Below are 19,208 nucleotides of genomic sequence, written 5' to 3' on the forward strand. Positions count from 1 at the left end.
TGCCTTACTCTTCTTTCAACCGCAGCGGCTGACACAGATAGCTCTTGTCATTGGCGCTGCGGGCACACTTGCCGCAGACGAACTTGGGTTTGCGCACTATCTTGCGCAGGGTCTTGAGATCGGCCGGGATCTCGCTGCGACGCCATTCACACAGGGTCTTGTTGCCCATACCGACTACCTCGACAGCTCAGTGGGGCCTAGTGTAATCAATTTTCATTTCGAACACAGCAATACGGCCACCCCTGGGTGGCCGTATTGCTTGCCTGTGTCGGTTACTGGTAGAGGAACTTGGTGAAGATAAGCTCGCGCACCGCCTTCTTGCCGGTTTCCTTCACCAGCAGCTCGTTGGCCCGGGTCTGGCACTCCTTGCGCAGCTCCTCACGGTTCACCAGCGACTTGATCTGTTCGCCGGTCTTGCTGCCCATCAGGCGTATGATGGCGTCGCGGATCAGCGCGTCGTGCTGCTCCAGCAGCTTGAGATCGGCCTCGTTCTCGGCCATCAGCTCCACAGTGACCCGGATATAGCCGAGGGTTTTGCCATCGCTCAGGTAGTTGGTGATGATGTCGGGATCCAGCAGGTGATAGAGGAAACCCGGCTTGGCGGCTTCGGCCCCTTCGGCGGGCGGCTCCTCCCCGGACGAAGCCTGCGCGTGCAGGGCGCCACAGCTCAGTAACAACACCAGCAGAATTTTGAAGATCTTCATATAGATGGCTCATCAGCGGCAGATACCCCATTTTTGATGTTGCCATCGGGGCCGTCAAGCACGGATGTTCTTACAATTCTCGATTGATTTACGGATAATAAACCGGATTTTAACCTGATAACGGAAATCTCCGGATGGTGAAGCTGTGAAGTCCGAGTTGACTGTTCCCCTCGTCCAGCTCGTCCCGTGGCGGGCTCCCGCAGAGTGCGAGCCGCCAGAGGCACTGCGGCCCTGGTTGCTGGAGGCCGACTCCATGACCCAGCGCCTGCGTCGCCACAATCGCCACTTCTCGCTGCAACTGCTCGGCAATCGCAGCGTTGCCCTTGGCGCCGACGAGCAGCGGCTGGTGGCCGCCGAGCAGCCCCAGGGCCTGTGCCGCGAGGTGATACTGCACGGCGATGGGGGGCCGGCTGTGCTGGGCTGGACCCTGTTTGCCGAAGCCGCCCTGCAAGAGAGCGGGCTGCGCGAGCTGGGTGAACAGCCTTTGGGCGAGCGTATCTTCGGTGACGAGCCCGCCCGGCGCGATCACCTGCAACTGGCCTGTTTCGAGATTGCGAGCAATCCCTGGTGCCCGGCCGCCACCGTCTGGGGACGCCGTTCCCGTCTGTTTCTGGGGCAATGGCCACTGCTGGTCCATGAACTCTTCTTGCCCTCGCTGTCATCGAATAAGGAGCCGGAGTGAAGCTGTTAACCAAGGAGCGGGGACTGGCCTATGTGCAGTTGGCCCGCATCGACAAGCCCATCGGCACCCTGCTGCTGCTGTGGCCGACCCTGTGGGCACTCTGGCTGGCGGCCGATGGCCTGCCGGATCTCTGGACCCTGCTGGTGTTCGTGGTGGGGGTATTTCTGATGCGCTCCGCCGGCTGTGTCATCAACGACTACGCGGATCGCAACTTCGATGGCCATGTGAAGCGCACCGCCGGTCGACCCCTGCCCATGGGCAAGGTCAGGCCGCGTGAGGTGCTGACGCTGTTCGCCGTGCTGGCGCTCATCTCGTTCGGTCTGGTGCTGACCATGAACCCGCTCACCATAGGCCTGTCGTTTGCGGCCCTGCTGCTGGCGGTCTGCTACCCCTTCATGAAGCGCTACATTCCGATCCCGCAGCTGGTGCTCGGCATGGCCTTCTCCTGGTCCATTCCCATGGCCTATGCGGCCCAGGCCAACGCCTTGCCACTGGTGGCCTGGCTGGTATTTCTCGCCAACCTGCTGTGGACCATCGCCTATGACACCCAGTACGCCATGGTAGACAGGGACGATGACCTCAGGCTCGGCCTCAAGTCCAGCGCCATCCTGTTCGGTCGCCACGACAAGCGGATCATCGGTATGCTGCAACTGGCCACCCTGCTGATCCTGCTGGCTGTGGGTCAACTGAGCGGGCTGGGCTCCAGCTATTACTGGTCGCTGCTGGCGGCGGCGGCGCTGTTTGTCTACCAGCAGCGGCTGATCCGGGAGCGGCAGCGGGAGGCCTGCTTCCAGGCCTTCCTCAACAACAACTATGTGGGGGCCCTGGTGTTTGCCGGGGTCGCGCTCAACTACCTGTGAGCCAGCCGCGCTGACGCGGGCTGTCCGGGACGCTCACTATTCGAGAGGCGGGGGTCACCCTGCTTCCATGAAAAAGGCCGCATGCTGCGGCCTTTTTATTGCTCTGTATCTGGCTCTTCTTGAGGTCAGAGCCGGTTGCCCGCCTGTATGGTGCGCCGGATCTTGTTGCTCAGCAGCGGCACTATGTTGTCGGCCAGCGCCTGGAAGCGGCCCAGATCCGGTTTGCACTCGGGGGAGAGGTAGCCCTCCTTGCGCAGGGTGTGGATCAGTGTGCTGAACAGCTTCTGGTCGAAGAACTCGGGGGCGTTGATGCCGTGCAGGGTGCCGAGGCGCTCCGCCATCATCAGGCCGTCCGCCTCCAGCTGTTCCGCCTCGACATGGGGCTGGGCCAGCACCCGGGTCAGCACTATGGCGTAGCGTTGCAGCGTCTCCTGAATGCTCTCGGCCAGCAGCAGCAGGCGCATCTGGTTGCCCGGATTGACCCAATGGCCGCCATCGCGCGCCTCGACCAGTTGCTGGCGTTGCAGCTCGGCCAGCAGGGCATCGACCAGCTCCGGCAGCTCATCCTCTTCGTAGCGCAGGAACAGTTCCGTCTTGAGCAGCGGGTAGATGTCGACGCAACGGGCGACTATCTCGCCGCGGGAGATCCCCTCGCAACGCTCGATCAGCGCCGCCACCAGGGAGGGCAGGGCGAACAGATGGAGTATGTTGTTGCGGTAGTAGGTCAGCAGGATCGCCTGATAGCGGTCCAGGCTGATGATCTGGCCCAGCTTGTCCTCGCTCACCTCGAACTTGTTGAGCTCCATCGCCTGATCCAGCAGTGTCTTGGCATCCTCATCCGGGATTGTGCTCTGCGGGCTGTAGGGCACCTGCTTGAGCAGATCCAGATAGGTGTTGAGCTGGGCCTGCAGCTCGTCCCGGGTCAGGGCGTGGCGCTCGGCGGCCAGCAGCGCCAGGGCGCTCAGGGTCAGACCGTTGACGGCGGCGGCCCCGTTGATGCGGGTCATCAGCAGCTCGGCCAGCTGGTTGACGGTGGGCGCCATCCACTCGGGGCGCTCCTCCTGGCCTATGTCGGCCTTCCAGGCCGGCACATGTTCATTGAGGTAGCTGTTGAGGGTCAGCGGCTCGCCGAAGTTGACGAAGCCCCGGCCATAGTTGCGCAGCTTGCGCAGTATGCCGAGCACCTGCAGGAAGCTCTCCTTCTCCTTGCGGCTGCCCTTGAGCTCGTTGTGGTAGGTGTTCACCTCCATCACGTGCTCGTAACCCAGATAGACGGGCACCAGGGTCACCGGTCTGTCCAGCCCGCGCATCATAGCCTGCAGTGTCATGGCCAGCATGCCGGTCTTGGGTGGCAGCAGGCGGCCGGTACGGGAGCGGCCCCCTTCGGTGAAGAACTCCACCGAGTAGCCCTTGGCAAACAGCAGGTTCAGGTATTCACGAAAGACGGTGCTGTAGAGCGGATTGCCCTTGAAGGTGCGGCGGATGAAGAAGGCGCCGCCGTGACGAAAGAGCGGGCCCGCTGGCCAGAAGTTGAGGTTGATGCCCGCCGCTATATGGGGCGGCACCATGCCCTGGTGGTAGATGACGTAGGAGAGCAGCAGGTAGTCCATGTGGCTGCGATGGCAGGGTACATAGACGATCTCGTGCCCTTCCTGGGCCAGCTGACGCACCTTCTCGGCGCCGTTGACCGAGAGGCCACGGTAGAGCTTGTTCCACAGCCAGCCGAGGAAGCTCTCGCCGAGCCGGATCAGCCGGTAGGAGAAGTCGGAGGCAATCTCGTCCATGTAGCCGTGGGCGCGCTTTTGCGCTTTTTCCAGGCTGATGCCGTCGCGCTGCGCCTCTTTCTCGATCGCCTGCTGGATCACGCTCGAATCCAGCAGCTGCCTGAACAGCAGGTTGCGGTTCGGCAGTTTGGGGCCGGTGGCAGCCAGCTGCTGGCGACTGAAGTGGGTGCGTGCCACCCGCGCCAGCTTGTGGGCGATCGCCTCGTCGGTGCCGTGCTTGTCGGCCATGTGACGCAGGGAGAGCGGCGGGGAGAAGCGCACCAGATTCTCGCGACCCTTAAGGATCACGATCAGCGCCTTCTTGAGGCGGTTCGGTGCCAGGCTGCTGATGATGTTCCAGCCGGAGGCTTCCTCGCCTTCCCGGCCGGGGGCGCGGCCCCAGAACAGGGTGACGGGCACCACCTGGATATCCAGCGCCGGATCCTGTTTGTGCAGATCCAGCAGCTGGTGGAACTCCTGCAGGAAGGGCAGCGGCTTGCTGCGCTTGCCAAACAGGGGAGGCGGACGGTCCAGACAGACGTAGCGCGGCAGCAACTGGCCGTTCAGCTCCAGCGGCGTGAAGGGGCCGGGCAGGCCGAGATCCTCGCAGCACTGTTGCAGCGTCATCAGGTCGGTGATCGAGCTGGTTTTCAGGGCATAGACTATGGGTCTGGCCGGATCCAGCTTGAGCTCTGTGATGGGATTTTCCGGCAGGCTCTTGTGATTGACCAAGCCACTGACCGGCCATTGCAAGATGGCTCTGGAAATCTTCTGTCCAAGGGACATGTGCGTCTGCTCTCCGAAAAAATGCGGCGTGAGCATAGCAAATCACCGGCGCCTTGTCGCCGAGAGGTACGATGAGTCGGCTGCGCAGGATCAAAACAAGAGTAAATGAGCGCCAGGCCATGACAAATGTTAGCTGCGCCTTGCCTTGGCCACAGCACTGTATATACTGCCAGTGTGCTGTATAAAAAGACAGGTGCCAATGTTATGAAACCCCTTACCCCCCGCCAGGCCGAAGTGCTGGAGCTGATCAAGGTGAACATGAGTGAGACCGGCATGCCGCCGACTCGCGCCGAGATTGCCCAGAAGCTTGGTTTCAAGTCGGCCAATGCGGCCGAGGAACATCTGAAGGCCCTGGCCAAGAAAGGGGTCATCGAGATCATGCCGGGGACTTCCCGCGGCATCCGTCTGCTGATCGAAGAGGAAGAGGTGCTGGAAGAGACAGGCCTGCCCCTGATCGGCAAGGTCGCGGCCGGTGAACCTATCCTGGCGCAGGAGCACATCGAGAGCCACTACCAGGTGGATCCTGCCCTGTTCCACCCCCGGGCGGATTTTTTGCTGCGGGTGCAGGGTATGAGCATGAAGAACATCGGCATCCTGGATGGCGACCTGCTGGCGGTCCACAAGACCCAGGAGGTGCGCAACGGCCAGGTGGTGGTGGCGCGCCTCGATGAGGATGTCACCGTCAAGCGCTTCCAGCGCAAGGGCAGCCAGGTGTGGCTGCTGCCGGAAAACGAGGATCTGGAGCCCATAGCGGTGGATCTCTCCAGCCAGCAGCTCACCATAGAAGGGCTGGCCGTCGGCGTGATCCGCAACGCCGACTGGATGTAATCACCCTCGCCATGACACGGCCTCCTGCGGGAGGCCGTGTCGTTTCTGTGTTCCTTTCCCCATGATTTCAATCAGATCCTGATACCCGCCATTTTGTCTGTGGCGAACGGCCGCAGGTGACTCATTTCAGATATATCATTTGGTAAGGCAGTGGACTCGTTGCACTGTCCCCCGATGCTCGACAAGACGCTCTTTACCCACGTCGCAGGAACCCAGGGGCAGCAGGGATGCATGACAACAGCCTCATGTGAGCTGGACAGCAATGGCATTTGGCCGGCTCACCACAGAGAGAGGCGATATCGCGGGATAAGAAGGGAGAGTGGCCAGCATGGCGCCGACGGCAACGACCGTCCGGGTAATGAGGGCACACTCGCGCAGTCGACATGCGGCAGTCACAGGATCTGGCCACCTAGCGGTAGCAGACGATGCCGGTCGGCGTGACCTCTTGGTCAAGGAGGACAGGTATGGCTTCAAGCTCGCCATGGGATCCGGGTCTGGCATCGCCCGTTTCTTCCATCACACGTTTCATCAAGGGCAACCGGATGACCCGTTTCTATGCGCTCTGGGTGCATCACAAGGGCGCCTGCTGGACCATCTGGCTGGGCTGTCCCAAGGACAAGATAGTCCGTCTGGTTCGTCTGTTTCACAGCCATCACGACAGGGGACAGGCGGAGGCTCCCTGGACGGCCCCCGTCATACCACTCCGCGCCCTGACCCGTCGCCCCCATGAGCGGCGCAGGCTGCAACCCTGATAGCCCCGCGTGCTGCTGACAGCCCCACCCTGACGGTGGGGCTGCTGTTTTCTGGCCTTGTTCGCCCGGCGGCCTGCCCATAGCGTCATCCCCTGACCGAAGTTGGATGCCGAATCGGCATCCGGTAGATGGGATGGTCCGGTCCGGGATTGGCTGGGTTACAATGGGTCATCCATTCGGGCCCGGTCTGCGGGCATGTCGAAGTGAAAGGGTCTGTTGTTATGGTTAAACCGCGTTACCCCTTGCTGTTTCTGCTGCTGGTCGGGGGCATGATGGCCGCATTCTACTGGAACCAGCCCTCCCTGCCCGAGCAGGCCGACTACTACCCGGCGGGGCGGGACATCAACCCGTTTGCCTTCACCGACGAGGACGGTCAGCCCTTCGTCCCGGCCAGTCTGGTGGGGCACTGGACCTTCCTGTTTGTCGGTTATACCTTCTGCCCGGATATCTGCCCGACCACGCTGGCGGATCTGCGCTCCGTCTACCCGGCGCTGAAGAAGATCGCACCCGAGAGCCAGGTGGTGTTCATCTCGGCGGATCCGCAGCGGGATGACGTGGCCCGCCTCAAGACCTATACCGCCTTCTTTCACCCCGAGTTCAAGGCGGCAACCGGCTCCCATGACAAGCTGTTCCCGTTTGTACGCAATCTGGGCCTCATCTACTCCATCGCCGATCAGGGGGAGAAGGAGTACCTGATAGACCATTCCGCCTCCATAGTGCTGATCAACCCGGAAGGCAAGCTGGAGGCCGTATTCCGTCCCCAGATGAGCGAGGGGCAGGTGCCCCACGTGGTCATGGCGACCCTGGTCTCCGATTTCGCCAGAATCGTGCGACTGGAAGGCGAGTGATGCCGGACGAGCGTCGGTTGCCATGCTGATCCCGCCCTGGTTGAAAGATGGCCGGCGCCATGGCGCCGTATTTGCCCTGGCCTTGCCCATGGTGCTCTCCAATATCACCACCCCCTTGCTGGGGCTGGTGGATACCTGGGTGATCGGTCATCTCGGCCAGGCCTGGTTCCTCGGCGGCGTCTCGGTCGGGGCTACCCTCATCAATCTCATCTTCTGGCTGCTGGGTTTCCTGCGCATGTCCACCACAGGGTTGACCGCCCAGGCCCATGGCGCCGGCAGCCCGCACAGCCAGCTCGACACCCTGGCACGGGCGCTCGGCCTCGCCGTCGGACTGGGGCTGGCCCTGCTACTGCTGTTGCTGCCCTTCCTGCCTTCGCTCATTGCACTCGGTGGCGGCTCTGCCGAGGTGCAGGGCTATGCCGGTGAATATGTGTCGGTACGGATCTGGAGCGCGCCGGCGGCACTCTGCAATCTGGTGATCATGGGCTGGCTGCTGGGCATGCAGGATGCCCGCAGCCCCATGCTGCTGTTGATCTTCACCAACCTGGTCAACATGGCGCTGGATACCTGGTTCGTGCTGGGGCTGGGCTGGCAGGTGAAAGGAGTGGCCGCCGCCTCGCTGCTGGCAGATTACAGTGCCCTGGGGGTCGGACTCTGGCTGGTGAGCCGCCATCTGCGCCGCCTGTCGCCCGCGGTGTGGCAGGGGGCCTGGCAGCGCTGGCGCCAGTGGCCGGCCTTGCTGAGACTGCTCAGTCTGAACCGGGACATCTTCGTCCGCTCCCTCTGTCTGCAGCTCTGTTTCGCCTTCATGACCTTGCAGGGGGCGCGGCTGGGCGACGTGGCGGTGGCCGCCAATGCGGTGCTGCTCAACTTCCTGATGCTCATCTCCTACGGGCTGGATGGCTTTGCCTACGCGGTGGAGGCCATGGTGGGCCGCGCCATAGGCCGGCGGGATCGGCAGGGGCTGCGCGAGGCCATAGTGCTGAACCTGGGGTGGGCGTTATTCATAGCAATGGGTTTCAGTCTGCTGTTTGCGGCAGGTGGCAGTCGGCTCATCGCCCATATCACCGACATTCCGGCGGTGATCGCCGAGGCGAATCGCCAGCTGCCCTGGCTGATCGTCATGCCCTTGCTGGCGGTCTGGTGTTTCCTGCTGGATGGGGTCTTTATAGGCGCGACCCGGGCCCGCGAGATGCGCAACAGCATGCTGGTGGCGGTACTGTGCGGCTTCTTCCCCATCTGGTGGCTCTGTCAGGGCTGGGGTGTGGCCGCCTTGTGGGCCGCCATGGGGGCGCTGATGGCGGGGCGGGGTCTGACGCTGGGGTGGCTGTGCTGGCAACTGGAGCGCGATGGTCGCCTGCTGCACTCACCCCACGGCATGGAACAGGCCGAGGGCGAGCCGTCATAGCCTGGCTGGCATGATCCTGTTGTGAGGGCTGGCCCATCACAGGGACGGCATCACCCGGTGGCGGCCAAGAGCCTAGAGGGATCCCTCATAGCCCAGCTGGCGCCAGCTCTCATACACGAATACCGCCACCGCATTGGCGAGGTTCATGCTGCGGCTCTGGGGCAGCATGGGGATGCGCAGCCGCTGCTCGAACGGCAGACTCTCGATGAGATCCGCAGGCAGGCCACGGCTCTCGGGGCCGAACAGCATGGCGTCGCCTACGGCAAACTGCACGGCCGAATGGGCGGTTCTTCCCTTGGTGGTGCAGGCGAATACCCGCCTGGGCGCCACCTCGGCCAGAAAGGCGTCATAGTCAGGCCAGCGCTTCACCTCGGCAAACTCGTGATAATCGAGCCCGGCCCGCTTTACTCGCTTGTCATCCCACTCGAAACCCAGCGGCTCTATCAGGTGCAGCCGGTAGCCGGTGTTGGCGCAGAGACGGATGATGTTGCCGGTATTGGGCGGGATTTCCGGTTGGTAGAGCACTATGTCGAGCATGGCGGGATCCTGATGGGGGCCGAGATTGGGGCGAAAGGGGCGCCAGCATACCCAGCGCCCGGGTGGATGAAAAGAGGCGACTCAGCCGATGGGCAGGCGGATGGTTATGGTCAGCCCGGCTGGCTGGTTGCTGCTGGCGCGTATGGTGCCACCGTGGCGCTGGATCGCCTCCGAGGCGATGGCCAGCCCCAGCCCGGTGCCGCCTGTCTTGGCGTTGCGGGCATCATCCACCCGGAAGAAGGGCAGGAACAGCTGGGCCTGCTGCTCCACAGGCACGCCGGGGCCATCGTCGCGTATGGTCATCACCCACTCCCGTCCCTCCCGATACCAGTCCACCTTGATGAACTCGCGGGCGTACTTGAGCGCGTTGCGCAGCGGATTCTCCAGCGCCCGCGCCAGCAGCTCGGGCCACATCCGGATCGACTCGGTCGGCAGGGGCGGCAGCCGCAACTGCTTGCCGCTCTGGTTTGCCTCGAACATGGCGTCGTCCAGCATGGGCTCCAGCAGATCCGCCAGCGGCATCACCACGGGCGCCTCCACGTGTTGCTGCACCCGTGACAGGTCGAGCAGGTCGCCGATCAGCTTGTCGAGCCGGCCTATCTCTGACTCTATCCGTGCCAGCTCGCTGCTGTCCCCCTGCTTGCGCCGGATCAGCGCCTGCGCCAGCTGGATGCGGGTAAGCGGGCTGCGCAGCTCGTGGGAGATGTCGGACAACAGCTGCTTCTGCTTCTGGATCATGTTCTTGAGGGTATCGACCATGTGGCTGACGTGATCCGCCAGCTGGCCGATCTCGTCGCGCCGCCCCAGGTTGGGGATCTGCATCTCCAGGTTGCCCTCCGCCAGCTGGGAGACAGACCGCTGCAACTGCAGTATGGGGCGGGTCAGGCGCCAGGCCAGCAGCAGGCAGAGCGGGGTGCTGACCAGCATGGCGATGCCCAGGATCTGGATCGGGTGATCCAGGATCTGGATGAACAGGAACAGATAGGAGTTTTCGACATTGAGGCCGAAGTAGACGTGATAGATCTGGCCGCGATGCTCCATCTGGAAGGGGCCGGCGATGGCCCGCTTGTGCTCGCTGCCCAGCATGGGCTTGGCCGGGTTGTCCGAATCGAGCATGAAGCGGACCACGAACTTGCTCAGGCGAGTGGTGGACTGCATCTGGCCTTTCTCATCGCGCAGATAGATGTTGTCCACCGGCAGCAGGCCCGCCGCATCTATGGCCTGCACCAGATCGAAGTCATGATCGGGATTCGCCCCCTTCTGCAACGCCTTCAGGTTGTTGTTCATCCGGGTCATCTCGTGCGCCGGCAAGGGGATGATGTTGCGGGGATCCAGGGTCGGCAGTATCACCACGGCCGCCAGCACCACCAGCAGCATGAGCCAGAACCAGAGGAAGATCTGGGTGGAGAGGCCATTGAAGGTGCGGGCCGTGCTCATGCCTGTTCCAGCCACAGATAGCCGCGGCCGCGCACCGTCTTGAAACGGGGCTGGCCATCGGTGCGCTCCGGCAGCTTCTTGCGCAGGTTGCTCAGGTGCATGTCGATGGCGCGATCGAAGGGTTCCAGCTTCTTGCCGAGCACCTGCTCGGAGAGATGGCTCTTGCTGATGATCTGGCCTGGGTTGCGCAGCAGGCACTCCAGCAGCCCGAATTCGGTGGCGGTGAGCTCCAGCAGCTGATCGCCGCTGCTGGCCTGTTGCAGGCCGGGTTGCAGCACCAGATCCATGAAGCGAAGCTCTTCGGAGGTACCGCCGCGCTGGGGCTGGGCACTCTGGGTCCGGCGCAGTATGGCGCGCACCCGGGCCAGCAGCTCCCTGTCATCAAATGGTTTGGCGAGATAGTCGTCGGCACCGGCTTCCAGCCCGTTGACCCTGTCCTGGCTGTCGCCACGGGCAGTCAGCATCAGCACCGGGGTGTCATGGGTCTTGCGCAGTCGGGTCAGCATGGCGAAGCCGTTGAGCCTGGGCATCATCACGTCCAGCAGCACCAGGTTGAAGTCTTGCTCGGCCAGTCGCAGCAACCCCTCTTCGCCATCCTCGGCGACTGTGACCTGGAAGCCTTCCAGAGTCAGAATTTCGGTGAGCAGCTGGGTCAGCTCGAGATCGTCGTCGACCAGGAGTATTTTGTGCATCTGAAGTCATTCCGCTGATTTTTCGCGCCAAGCCGGCGCAGGGGTCAGGGTATAATAGATTTTTAACCGCAAGAGGAAAGCCGGTTTTGAGCCATCAACAATATTCCCGCTGGGTGACGCTGGCCAGCATGGCCGCCGTCACCACGGCTACCCTGCTGATCACCGGCAAGCTGATCGCCTGGCTCATGACGGATTCATCGAGTCTGCTGGCGTCGCTCACCGACTCCTTCATGGATGTCAGCGCCTCCATCATCAACCTGCTGGCCATTCGCTATGCGCTGGCGCCGGCCGATGACGAGCACCGCTTCGGCCACGGCAAGGCGGAGTCGCTGGCGGGCCTCATCCAGTCCGCGTTTATTTCGGGCTCGGCCCTGCTGCTGGTGATGCACGGCATCTCCTCCCTGCTCAACCAGGCGCCAATACTGCGGCTCGAAGCGGGTCTCTGGGTCAGCGGCGGCTCCATAGTGCTGACCCTGCTGCTGGTCAGTTTCCAGGGCTTTGTCATCCGCAAGACCAACAGCGTGGCCATCAAGGCCGACATGCTGCACTACCGTTCTGACCTGCTGCTCAACGGCGGCGTCCTGCTGGCGCTGGTGCTGGCGGGGCGGGGCTGGTTCTGGGCCGATGGCCTGTTTGCCATCCTGATCGGCCTGTTCCTGCTGTGGGGCGCCATCCATATCGGCTATGAGTCGGTGCAGGCGCTGCTCGATCGTCAGTTGCCAGCCGAAGAACAAGCGAGAATAATGGCTCTCTGCTGTGACGTCGAAGGTGTCCACGGGGTGCATGATCTGCGTACCCGTCAATCCGGTCCGACCCGCTTCGTGCAGTTGCATCTGGAGCTGGATGATCAGCTCCCTCTGGTCAAGGCCCATCAGATCGCCGATGAAGCCGAACTGGCGGTGCGTCAGGAATTTGAGCGCATGGATGTCATCATTCATATGGACCCCATCTCTGTGGTGCACAAGGAACAGCAAGGCACTCCATCAGAACAACAGTAGGCTGCAACATGGATGATCTGGTTGCCAAAACCTGGCAAAAAATTGAGCGAGAAGCGGCATGCATGGTGACCGAAGAGCCCATGCTGGCCAGCTTCTTTCATTCCACCATTCTCAATCACAAGAACCTGCGCTCGGCCCTCAGCTTCCAGCTGGCCAACAAGCTCGACAGCGCCACCATGCCTGCCATCGCCCTGCGCGAGGTGATCGAGCTGGCCCTGCGCAGCGAGCCCGAGTTGCTGGCGGCAGTGGCGGCCGACATCTGCGCCGTGCAGGAGCGTGACCCTGCGGTCGATCTCTTCTCCACCCCGCTGCTCTACCTCAAGGGCTTTCATGCCCTGCAAGGCTATCGGGTCGCCAACTGGCTGTGGCGCCAGGGGCGTCGCTCGCTGGCGCTCTACCTGCAAAACCAGATTTCGGTGGTGTTCGGGGTCGATGTGCACCCGGCGGCGCGGATCGGCAAGGGCATCATGTTTGACCATGCCACCGGCATAGTGGTCGGCGAGACGGCGGTGATCGAGGACGATGTCTCCATACTGCAGAGCGTGACCCTGGGCGGTACCGGCAAGGAGAGCGGCGATCGCCACCCCAAGATCCGCGAAGGGGTCATGATAGGGGCGGGCGCCAAGGTGCTCGGCAATATCGAAGTGGGGATGGGCGCCAAGATAGGTGCCGGCAGCGTGGTGATCAACCCGGTGCCGCCGCACACCACAGTGGCTGGCGTACCGGCCAAGATAGTGGGCCGCCCGGAGTGCGACAAGCCTTCGCTGGATATGGATCAGTGCCTCTGATCCCCTGACCGAGACGATTCGATGGCCAAGCGCTGGTCAGGTTATTTGATCCTGGGGATGTGGCTGCTCAACCTGCTGCACCTCTATCTGGGATTCTCCCCCTGGCCTGCGGCCATCGCCGCCTGGGCCGCCTCCCTGCTCACCTGGCCCTGGCTGGTGGGGGCGGCCAAACGGCAGGCACTGGCCCTGTACGGGGCCGCGCTTGCGCTGCTGATCTTCTCCTGGTGGCGGGGCGCCAGCCTCAACCCGGGCGACTGGCTGCTGCCCAACATCAACATGCTCACCATGTTTGCTGCCGTGAGCACCCTCAACCTGGCGACGTCAGGCCTGCTGACCGGGACTGCCTCCTGGTCCGGCCGCAAGGGGCTGTGGAGCACCATGGCCAGCCTCAACCTGCTGGGTGCCGTCATCAACCTCTCCGTGCTGTTCATCATCGGCGATCGGCTGGAGCGGGGCGGCACCCTGGAGCGGCGTCAGGTGATGGTGCTGAGCCGGATCTTCTGTGCCGCGGCCTTCTGGTCCCCCTTCTTCGTCGCCATGGCGGTGGCGCTCACCTATGCCCCAGGTCTGCAACTGTCGAGCATCTTGCCGTTTGGCGTGGTCGCCGCGCTGCTGGCGATGGGACTGACCGCCTGGCAGGTGGAGCGACTCGGGGTAGAGGACTTTGCCGGCTACCCGCTGCGGTTGCAGACCCTGGGGCTGCCGGTGGCCTTGGCGCTGCTGGTGCTGCTGATCAAGCAGATCTGGCCAGCGCTCGGCATTCTGGCGGTGATCGCCCTGGTGGCACCGCTGCTGGCGCTGCTGTTCATGCCCAGAGCCGGGCGAGGCGCCGCCCTCAAGCGGCAGGTGGTGGAGCGTTTCCCCGCCATCGGCGGTCAGCTGGTGCTGTTTCTGGGAGCCGGTTTGCTGGCCGCCGGCATCAACAGTGCGCTGTCGGTGCTCGAACTCGGGGGCGAACATGGGCTGCCGCTGTTCAACCATTTCGGCTGGCTGGAGTCATCCCTGACCCTGCTGCTGATCCTGCTGGTGGCCATCGTCGGCGTGCATCCGCTCATCAGCATCTCCGGGCTGGCGCCGCTGCTCTGGCCGCTGGCGCCGGATCCCAGCCTGCTCGGCATGTGTTTCCTGCTGGGGTGGGGGCTGGCGACCGGCACCAGTCCGCTCTCCGGCTCCAACCTGGCGCTGGCGTCCCGCTACAACCTGAGTGCCGGCTTGATCCTGCGCTGGAACCTGCTCTATGGCCTGTTGATGTACGGGGTCGCCTGCCTGTTGCTGGGGGCTTATATCACGCTGCACAGCTGACGGGGTAATCTGGCGGCGCGGTATGGATTCGAGATTGGATGCCTGTTGCCGGGGGCTTGAATCATGCTGTGCGGCTGACGGGATAATCTGGAAACCGGGTTCGATGACATGCCCGTGGTCACTGCCTCGACGAAGGGTTGTCTGTCGGTTGTCAGGGTCTTGTCGCGGTCCGGGCGCAGGATGCGAGAAAAACAGACGCATATTTAGGCAATACATCTATGGAAGGCGCATTTTACAGCGCACTGGCTTGTTTGTGCCGATGCCCTCAGGGTATGCTGGCTCCACGCGCTTGAATCGCCCTCTGTGGGGCATCGCAATTGAACATACAGGTATGCATATGTCACTAGAAGTCCTTGAGCAACTCGAATCCAAAGTACAATCCGCCGTCGACAACATCTCTCTGCTGAAGATGGAGCTGGACGAGCTGAAAGAGCAAAACGGCAAGCTGCAAGACGAAAACCATCAACTGCGCAACGAACACGTTGCCTGGCAGGAACGTCTGCGCGCCCTGCTGGGCAAGATGGATCAGATGGGCGAAACCATCTAGTCCGCTGCCGGTTGGCAACATTGAAAACGGGCCGCTCCATGAGCGGCCCGTTTGTTTGTGGCGGGTCGGGGATCAGAGGGTCAGCAGCTGTTTGACCGTCTTCTCGATGCCGTCTGCCGCTTCGACTATGTTGTTGGCCAGCATGTAGGCGGGGGTGGAGATCACCTTGCGCTCCTGATCCACCACGAACTCGTTGACCGGGCAGTTGAGGTGGCTGCCGCCCATGGCCTCTATGGCGTTGGCTGTGCCTTCGTCATGGCCTATGGTGGCCAGGGTGCCGGCGCCGTAGATGAGCGGGATCATGGCCGGCGCGATGCAGATGTAGGCTGCCGGCTTGCGGGCATTGGCAAAGCTTTGACACGCTTTCAGCACATCCGGCTGGATCTGGCACCCGGCGCCCTTGGTGGCGAAGTCGCACAGGTTCTTGGCCGCCCCAAAGCCACCTGGCACCAGCAGGGCGTCATAATCGGCCGCATCCAGTTCGGCCACATCCCGGATCTGGCCGCGGCAGATGCGCGCCGCCTCGACCAGCACGTTGCGGCTCTCCCCCTCGCTGACGTCACCCGTCAGGTGGTTGACCACATGGAGCTGCGCCACGTTCGGGGCGAAGCATTGGGTGGTGGCGCCATGGCGGGCCAGCGCCAGCAGGCTGATGACGGCTTCATGTATTTCGGCGCCGTCGAAGACGCCACAGCCACTCAAAATCACGGCCACTTTTTTCATGGCAAACTCCTCGTTGTTGAAAATGTGAGCCAGGATAGATTGTTGTACTTTTGTATGGTTATCGCTCGCCATCCGCTGGTCAAGTCATCTCGCTGTGCTAGGATTGTTTCGTTTTGGATCCTGCCGTACCTACTCCCTTAAATCTTTTTCCACATTGATCGAGATCATTCTAACAGTCTCGCGATCGGTTTTTACGATCTCAATGCATTGTTTTATATGGATTTTATATTTTTTGTGCACAGTTTTATCACTGTGGCTCATACTGCGCCCCATTTTTGAACACAGACTTATCCACAGCTTGAGTCCCTTTGGCTGCCCGCTTAGGGTGCTGCTGCACCCCTTGGTGTGAGGGGGGCCCTGTGGCATCCTAGCGGCTGTTTATCTCTGGCAGGACGATTTCATGGCCCCTAGCAACCCCCTTATTCTGGTCGACGGCTCTTCTTATCTTTACCGCGCCTTCTTCGCCTCCCAGCAGGCCGATCTGCGCACTTCGACCGGTTTGCCGAGCGGCGCCGTCCGTGTCATGGCCAACATGATGCGCAGCCTGCGTAAGCAATACCCTGACTGCCATGTGGCCGTGGTGTTTGACGCCAAGGGCAAGACCTTCCGCGACGACATCTATCCCGAGTACAAGGCGACCCGTGCCAGCATGCCGGACGATCTGCGCAGCCAGGTCGCCCCCATCCACCAGATGATCAAGGCGATGGGCTTCCCCTTCTTGATGGTCGAAGGCGTCGAGGCCGACGACGTGATCGGCACGCTCGCCCGCCAGGCAACCGAGAAGCAGCTGCCCGTACTGATCAGTACGGGTGACAAGGACATGGCGCAGCTGGTCTCAGACCACGTCACCCTGATCGACACCATGAAAGATGTTAAGACAGACAGGGAAGGGGTGATCGAGAAGTTTGGCGTGCCGCCGGAGCTCATCATCGACTATCTGGCCCTGATGGGTGACAAGGTAGACAACATTCCCGGCATGACAGGCGTCGGCGAGAAGACGGCGCTGGCCCTGTTGCAGGGGATCGGCAGCATAGACGAGATCGCCGCCAATCTGGACAAGGTGGCGGCCCTCGGCTTCCGCGGTTCCAAGGCGTTCGCCGACAAGTTCCGCGAGCAGGAGGAGCAGGTGCGCCTCTCTTATCTCCTGGCGACCATCAAAACCGATGTCGAGCTGGAACAGAGTCTGGAACAGCTGTTGCTCAAGCCGGTCGACAGGGAGTCCCTGCTGGCCGTCTATCGCGAATATGAGCTGCGCAACCTGATCAAGGAGCTGGAGTCAGGTGGTGAAGAGGGTGCCGGTCCGGAAGAGGGGAGCGATGACACTGCTGCCCCCGTTGTCGCCATCGAAACCGACTACCGCTGCATCCTGGACGAGGCCGAGTTTGACGACTGGCTGGCGCAGTTGCAGGCGGCGCCGCTGTTCGCCTTCGATACCGAAACTACCAGCCTCGACTATATGGAGGCACGCATCGTCGGGGTCTCCTTCGCCGTCGAAGCGGGCAGGGCCGCCTATGTGCCCTTTGGTCACGACTATCTGGGGGCACCGGTGCAGTTGACCGAAGCCGTGGTGCTGGGCAAGCTCAAACCGCTGCTGGAAGATCCGACCCGTCTCAAGGTGGGGCAGAATCTCAAGTACGATCGCAACGTGCTGCTCAACCACGACATCGACCTGCAGGGCATCGCCTACGACACCATGCTCGAGTCCTATGTGCTCAACTCCACCGCCAGCCGTCACGACATGGATTCGCTGGCCAAACGCTATCTCGGGGTCGAGACCACCTCGTTTGAAGATATCGCGGGCAAAGGGGTCAAGCAGCTCACCTTCAACCAGATCGAGCTGGAGCAGGCCGCCCCCTATGCGGCGGAAGATGCCGATATCACCCTGCGTCTGCACCAGACTCTATGGGGACAGCTGGAAGCCGTGCCTGGCCTGTGCCAGGTATTCAGCGACATCGAGCTGCCGTTGCTGCCGGTACTGGCGCGGATGGAGCTGCTCGGGACCACCATAGATCCCAAGTTGCTGCATCAGCAGAGCCAGGAGATAGAGCTGCGCCTGGCCGAACTGGAGCGTCAGGCCCACGAGCTGGCCGGGCAGGAGTTCAACCTCTCCTCACCCAAGCAGCTGGGGGAGATCCTCTTCACCAAGCTGGGGCTGCCGATCATCAAGAAGACCCCCAAGGGAGCGCCGTCCACCGCGGAAGAGGTGCTGGCCGAACTGGCCGAGACCTACGAGCTGCCGCGCCTGCTGATGGAGCACCGCACGCTGGCCAAGCTCAAGTCCACCTATACCGACAAGCTGCCGCTGATGATCAAGCCCCAGACCGGGCGGGTACACACCTCCTATCATCAGGCGGTGGCGGCCACCGGCCGTTTGTCTTCGTCAGATCCCAACTTGCAGAACATCCCGGTGCGCAACGAGCAGGGGCGCCGGATCCGCCAGGCCTTCATTCCGAGCGCTGGTTACAAGCTGGTGGCGGCTGACTACTCCCAGATCGAGCTGCGCATCATGGCGCACCTCTCCGGTGACAAGGGGCTGCTGACCGCGTTTGCCGAGGGCAAGGACATCCACAAGGCAACCGCTGCCGAGGTATTCGGGGTGGCGCTCGATGCGGTCACCACCGACATGCGCCGCAGCGCCAAGGCGATCAACTTCGGCCTCATCTATGGCATGAGCGCCTTCGGTCTGGCCAAACAGCTGGGGATAGGTCGCGCCGAGGCGCAGAAGTACATGGATCTCTACTTCGAACGCTACCCGGGCGTGCTGGAATACATGGAGCGCACCCGTCAGCAGGCGGAAGCGCAGGGCTATGTCGAGACCCTGTTTGGCCGTCGTCTCTATCTGCCGGATATCAAATCCCGTAACGCCGGTCTGCGCAAGGCCGCCGAGCGGGCCGCGATCAACGCCCCCATGCAGGGGACGGCCGCCGACATCATCAAGCGCGCCATGATCAACGTGGATGGCTGGATCCGCGGCATCGAGGATGAGTCGATCCGCATGCTGATGCAGGTACACGATGAACTGGTGTTCGAGATCCGCGAAGAGAAGCTGGAGGAGTACGTCGCCATCATCAAGGAGAAGATGTCGGCGGCGGCCGAGCTGCATGTGCCCCTGCTGGTCGAGGCGGGAACCGGCGATAACTGGGATCAGGCCCACTAACGCTCCGCACTCAGTTGCTGTATGGATAGCTATAATAAGAAGAGAAGCCCGGCATCACGCCGGGCTTCTTGTTTACAGAGTGTGTATCAGGCCTCTTGCAGATACTCGTCCTTGAGCAGGACATAGTTGTCGGCCGAGGTCTTGAGAAACGCGATCTCGGCAGGCTTGAGCGCCCGGGCCTGTTTGACCGGGTTGCCCATATAGAGGAAGCCGGCTTCGAGTCGCTTGCCCGGCGGCACCAGACTGCCGGCACCTATCATCACGTCATCTTCTACTACCACTCCATCCAGAATGATGGCCCCCATGCCGACCAGCACCCGATTGCCTATGGTGCAGCCGTGCAGCATGGCCTTGTGGCCGACGGTGACATCTTCCCCGATCAACAGCGGGTAGCCG

Annotated in this window: 19 protein-coding genes (1 of these 19 only partly in view); 11 read left to right on the plus strand and 8 right to left on the minus strand. The window is 62.3% G+C overall.

Features of this window, described 5'->3' with window-relative positions; genetic code table 11:
- Nucleotides 1-4 precede the first annotated feature (4 nt).
- Nucleotides 5-169, minus strand: coding sequence for a hypothetical protein (locus IU367_RS00540; protein ID WP_021140706.1), 165 nt, complete (start codon nucleotides 167-169; stop codon nucleotides 5-7).
- A gap of 103 nt (nucleotides 170-272) precedes the next feature.
- Nucleotides 273-704 (minus strand): flagellar basal body-associated FliL family protein, encoded by a 432-nt coding sequence (locus IU367_RS00545; protein ID WP_274453170.1) that lies wholly within the window; start codon nucleotides 702-704, stop codon nucleotides 273-275.
- Between the two features lie 145 nt (nucleotides 705-849).
- Between IU367_RS00545 and IU367_RS00550 the strand changes: the two genes are divergently transcribed.
- Both IU367_RS00550 and ubiA read left to right on the plus strand, forming a co-directional pair.
- The gene (locus IU367_RS00550) at nucleotides 850-1,386 is read left to right on the plus strand and encodes a chorismate--pyruvate lyase family protein (RefSeq protein ID WP_274453171.1); all 537 of its coding nucleotides are present in this window, start codon (nucleotides 850-852) and stop codon (nucleotides 1,384-1,386) included.
- Complete coding sequence (gene ubiA, locus IU367_RS00555; RefSeq protein WP_098981086.1) at nucleotides 1,383-2,246, plus strand: 4-hydroxybenzoate octaprenyltransferase; 864 nt, start codon at nucleotides 1,383-1,385, stop codon at nucleotides 2,244-2,246. Before IU367_RS00550 ends, ubiA begins: the two co-directional genes overlap by 4 nt.
- 125 nt (nucleotides 2,247-2,371) lie before the next feature.
- Here the strand turns inward: ubiA and plsB are convergent, their stop codons facing one another.
- Nucleotides 2,372-4,795, minus strand: coding sequence for a glycerol-3-phosphate 1-O-acyltransferase PlsB (plsB, locus tag IU367_RS00560; protein WP_274453172.1), 2,424 nt, complete (start codon nucleotides 4,793-4,795; stop codon nucleotides 2,372-2,374).
- Between the two features lie 204 nt (nucleotides 4,796-4,999).
- Between plsB and lexA the strand changes: the two genes are divergently transcribed.
- The 4 genes from lexA to IU367_RS00580 all read left to right on the plus strand — a co-directional run bounded on the left by lexA (nucleotide 5,000) and on the right by IU367_RS00580 (nucleotide 8,631).
- Entirely contained in the window at nucleotides 5,000-5,623 is a 624-nt protein-coding gene (gene lexA / locus IU367_RS00565) for a transcriptional repressor LexA (protein WP_042873420.1), read from the plus strand.
- 464 nt (nucleotides 5,624-6,087) lie between these two features.
- Nucleotides 6,088-6,375, plus strand: a complete 288-nt coding sequence (locus IU367_RS00570) for a hypothetical protein (RefSeq protein WP_241326742.1) — start codon at nucleotides 6,088-6,090, stop codon at nucleotides 6,373-6,375.
- Between the two features lie 221 nt (nucleotides 6,376-6,596).
- On the plus strand, nucleotides 6,597-7,223 hold the full coding sequence (locus IU367_RS00575) for an SCO family protein (protein ID WP_043139555.1): 627 nt from the start codon (nucleotides 6,597-6,599) through the stop codon (nucleotides 7,221-7,223).
- Between the two features lie 22 nt (nucleotides 7,224-7,245).
- Nucleotides 7,246-8,631: an MATE family efflux transporter gene (locus IU367_RS00580; RefSeq protein WP_274453173.1), complete on the plus strand. Its 1,386-nt coding sequence runs from the start codon at nucleotides 7,246-7,248 to the stop codon at nucleotides 8,629-8,631.
- Nucleotides 8,632-8,703: 72 nt separating this feature from the next.
- Here IU367_RS00580 and trmL read toward each other — a convergent pair whose 3' ends face one another.
- The 3 genes from trmL to IU367_RS00595 all read right to left on the minus strand — a co-directional run bounded on the left by trmL (nucleotide 8,704) and on the right by IU367_RS00595 (nucleotide 11,297).
- Nucleotides 8,704-9,168 carry a tRNA (uridine(34)/cytosine(34)/5-carboxymethylaminomethyluridine(34)-2'-O)-methyltransferase TrmL gene (gene trmL / locus IU367_RS00585; RefSeq protein WP_274453174.1) on the minus strand — a complete coding sequence of 155 codons (465 nt, stop codon included), beginning with the start codon at nucleotides 9,166-9,168 and terminating at the stop codon, nucleotides 8,704-8,706.
- An 81-nt stretch (nucleotides 9,169-9,249) separates the two neighbouring features.
- Nucleotides 9,250-10,605, minus strand: a complete 1,356-nt coding sequence (locus IU367_RS00590; protein ID WP_274453175.1) for an ATP-binding protein — start codon at nucleotides 10,603-10,605, stop codon at nucleotides 9,250-9,252.
- A complete protein-coding gene (locus IU367_RS00595; protein WP_043139547.1) occupies nucleotides 10,602-11,297 on the minus strand; it encodes a response regulator in 696 nt (231 codons plus the stop codon). The genes IU367_RS00590 and IU367_RS00595 overlap by 4 nt, the downstream gene beginning before the upstream one ends.
- An 86-nt stretch (nucleotides 11,298-11,383) precedes the next feature.
- On the opposite strand from IU367_RS00595, the gene fieF reads away from it, so the two are divergent.
- From fieF to IU367_RS00615, 4 genes are all read left to right on the plus strand, one after another.
- Nucleotides 11,384-12,295, plus strand: a complete 912-nt coding sequence (gene fieF, locus IU367_RS00600; RefSeq protein WP_043139544.1) for a cation efflux pump FieF — start codon at nucleotides 11,384-11,386, stop codon at nucleotides 12,293-12,295.
- Nucleotides 12,296-12,303: 8 nt separating this feature from the next.
- Nucleotides 12,304-13,083 (plus strand): serine O-acetyltransferase, encoded by a 780-nt coding sequence (gene cysE / locus IU367_RS00605; RefSeq protein WP_042868480.1) that lies wholly within the window; start codon nucleotides 12,304-12,306, stop codon nucleotides 13,081-13,083.
- 21 nt (nucleotides 13,084-13,104) lie between these two features.
- Nucleotides 13,105-14,385 (plus strand): hypothetical protein, encoded by a 1,281-nt coding sequence (locus IU367_RS00610; RefSeq protein WP_043555937.1) that lies wholly within the window; start codon nucleotides 13,105-13,107, stop codon nucleotides 14,383-14,385.
- Between the two features lie 337 nt (nucleotides 14,386-14,722).
- Nucleotides 14,723-14,932: a cell division protein ZapB gene (locus IU367_RS00615; RefSeq protein ID WP_042037447.1), complete on the plus strand. Its 210-nt coding sequence runs from the start codon at nucleotides 14,723-14,725 to the stop codon at nucleotides 14,930-14,932.
- Between the two features lie 72 nt (nucleotides 14,933-15,004).
- Here the strand turns inward: IU367_RS00615 and elbB are convergent, their stop codons facing one another.
- On the minus strand, nucleotides 15,005-15,655 hold the full coding sequence (elbB, locus tag IU367_RS00620) for an isoprenoid biosynthesis glyoxalase ElbB (RefSeq protein WP_043139533.1): 651 nt from the start codon (nucleotides 15,653-15,655) through the stop codon (nucleotides 15,005-15,007).
- 400 nt (nucleotides 15,656-16,055) lie between these two features.
- Between elbB and polA the strand changes: the two genes are divergently transcribed.
- Nucleotides 16,056-18,812, plus strand: a complete 2,757-nt coding sequence (gene polA, locus IU367_RS00625) for a DNA polymerase I (protein ID WP_274453177.1) — start codon at nucleotides 16,056-16,058, stop codon at nucleotides 18,810-18,812.
- Nucleotides 18,813-18,898: 86 nt separating this feature from the next.
- Here polA and IU367_RS00630 read toward each other — a convergent pair whose 3' ends face one another.
- On the minus strand, nucleotides 18,899-19,208 hold the 3' portion of the coding sequence (locus IU367_RS00630; RefSeq protein ID WP_103473010.1) for a gamma carbonic anhydrase family protein. It continues 230 nt past the right edge of the window; the window shows 310 of its 540 coding nt (coding positions 231-540); its start codon lies beyond the right edge, outside the window — the gene reads right to left on this strand; it ends in the stop codon at nucleotides 18,899-18,901.

The organism is Aeromonas bestiarum (assembly GCF_028751155.1).
Classification (GTDB): Bacteria; Pseudomonadota; Gammaproteobacteria; order Enterobacterales; family Aeromonadaceae; genus Aeromonas; species Aeromonas bestiarum.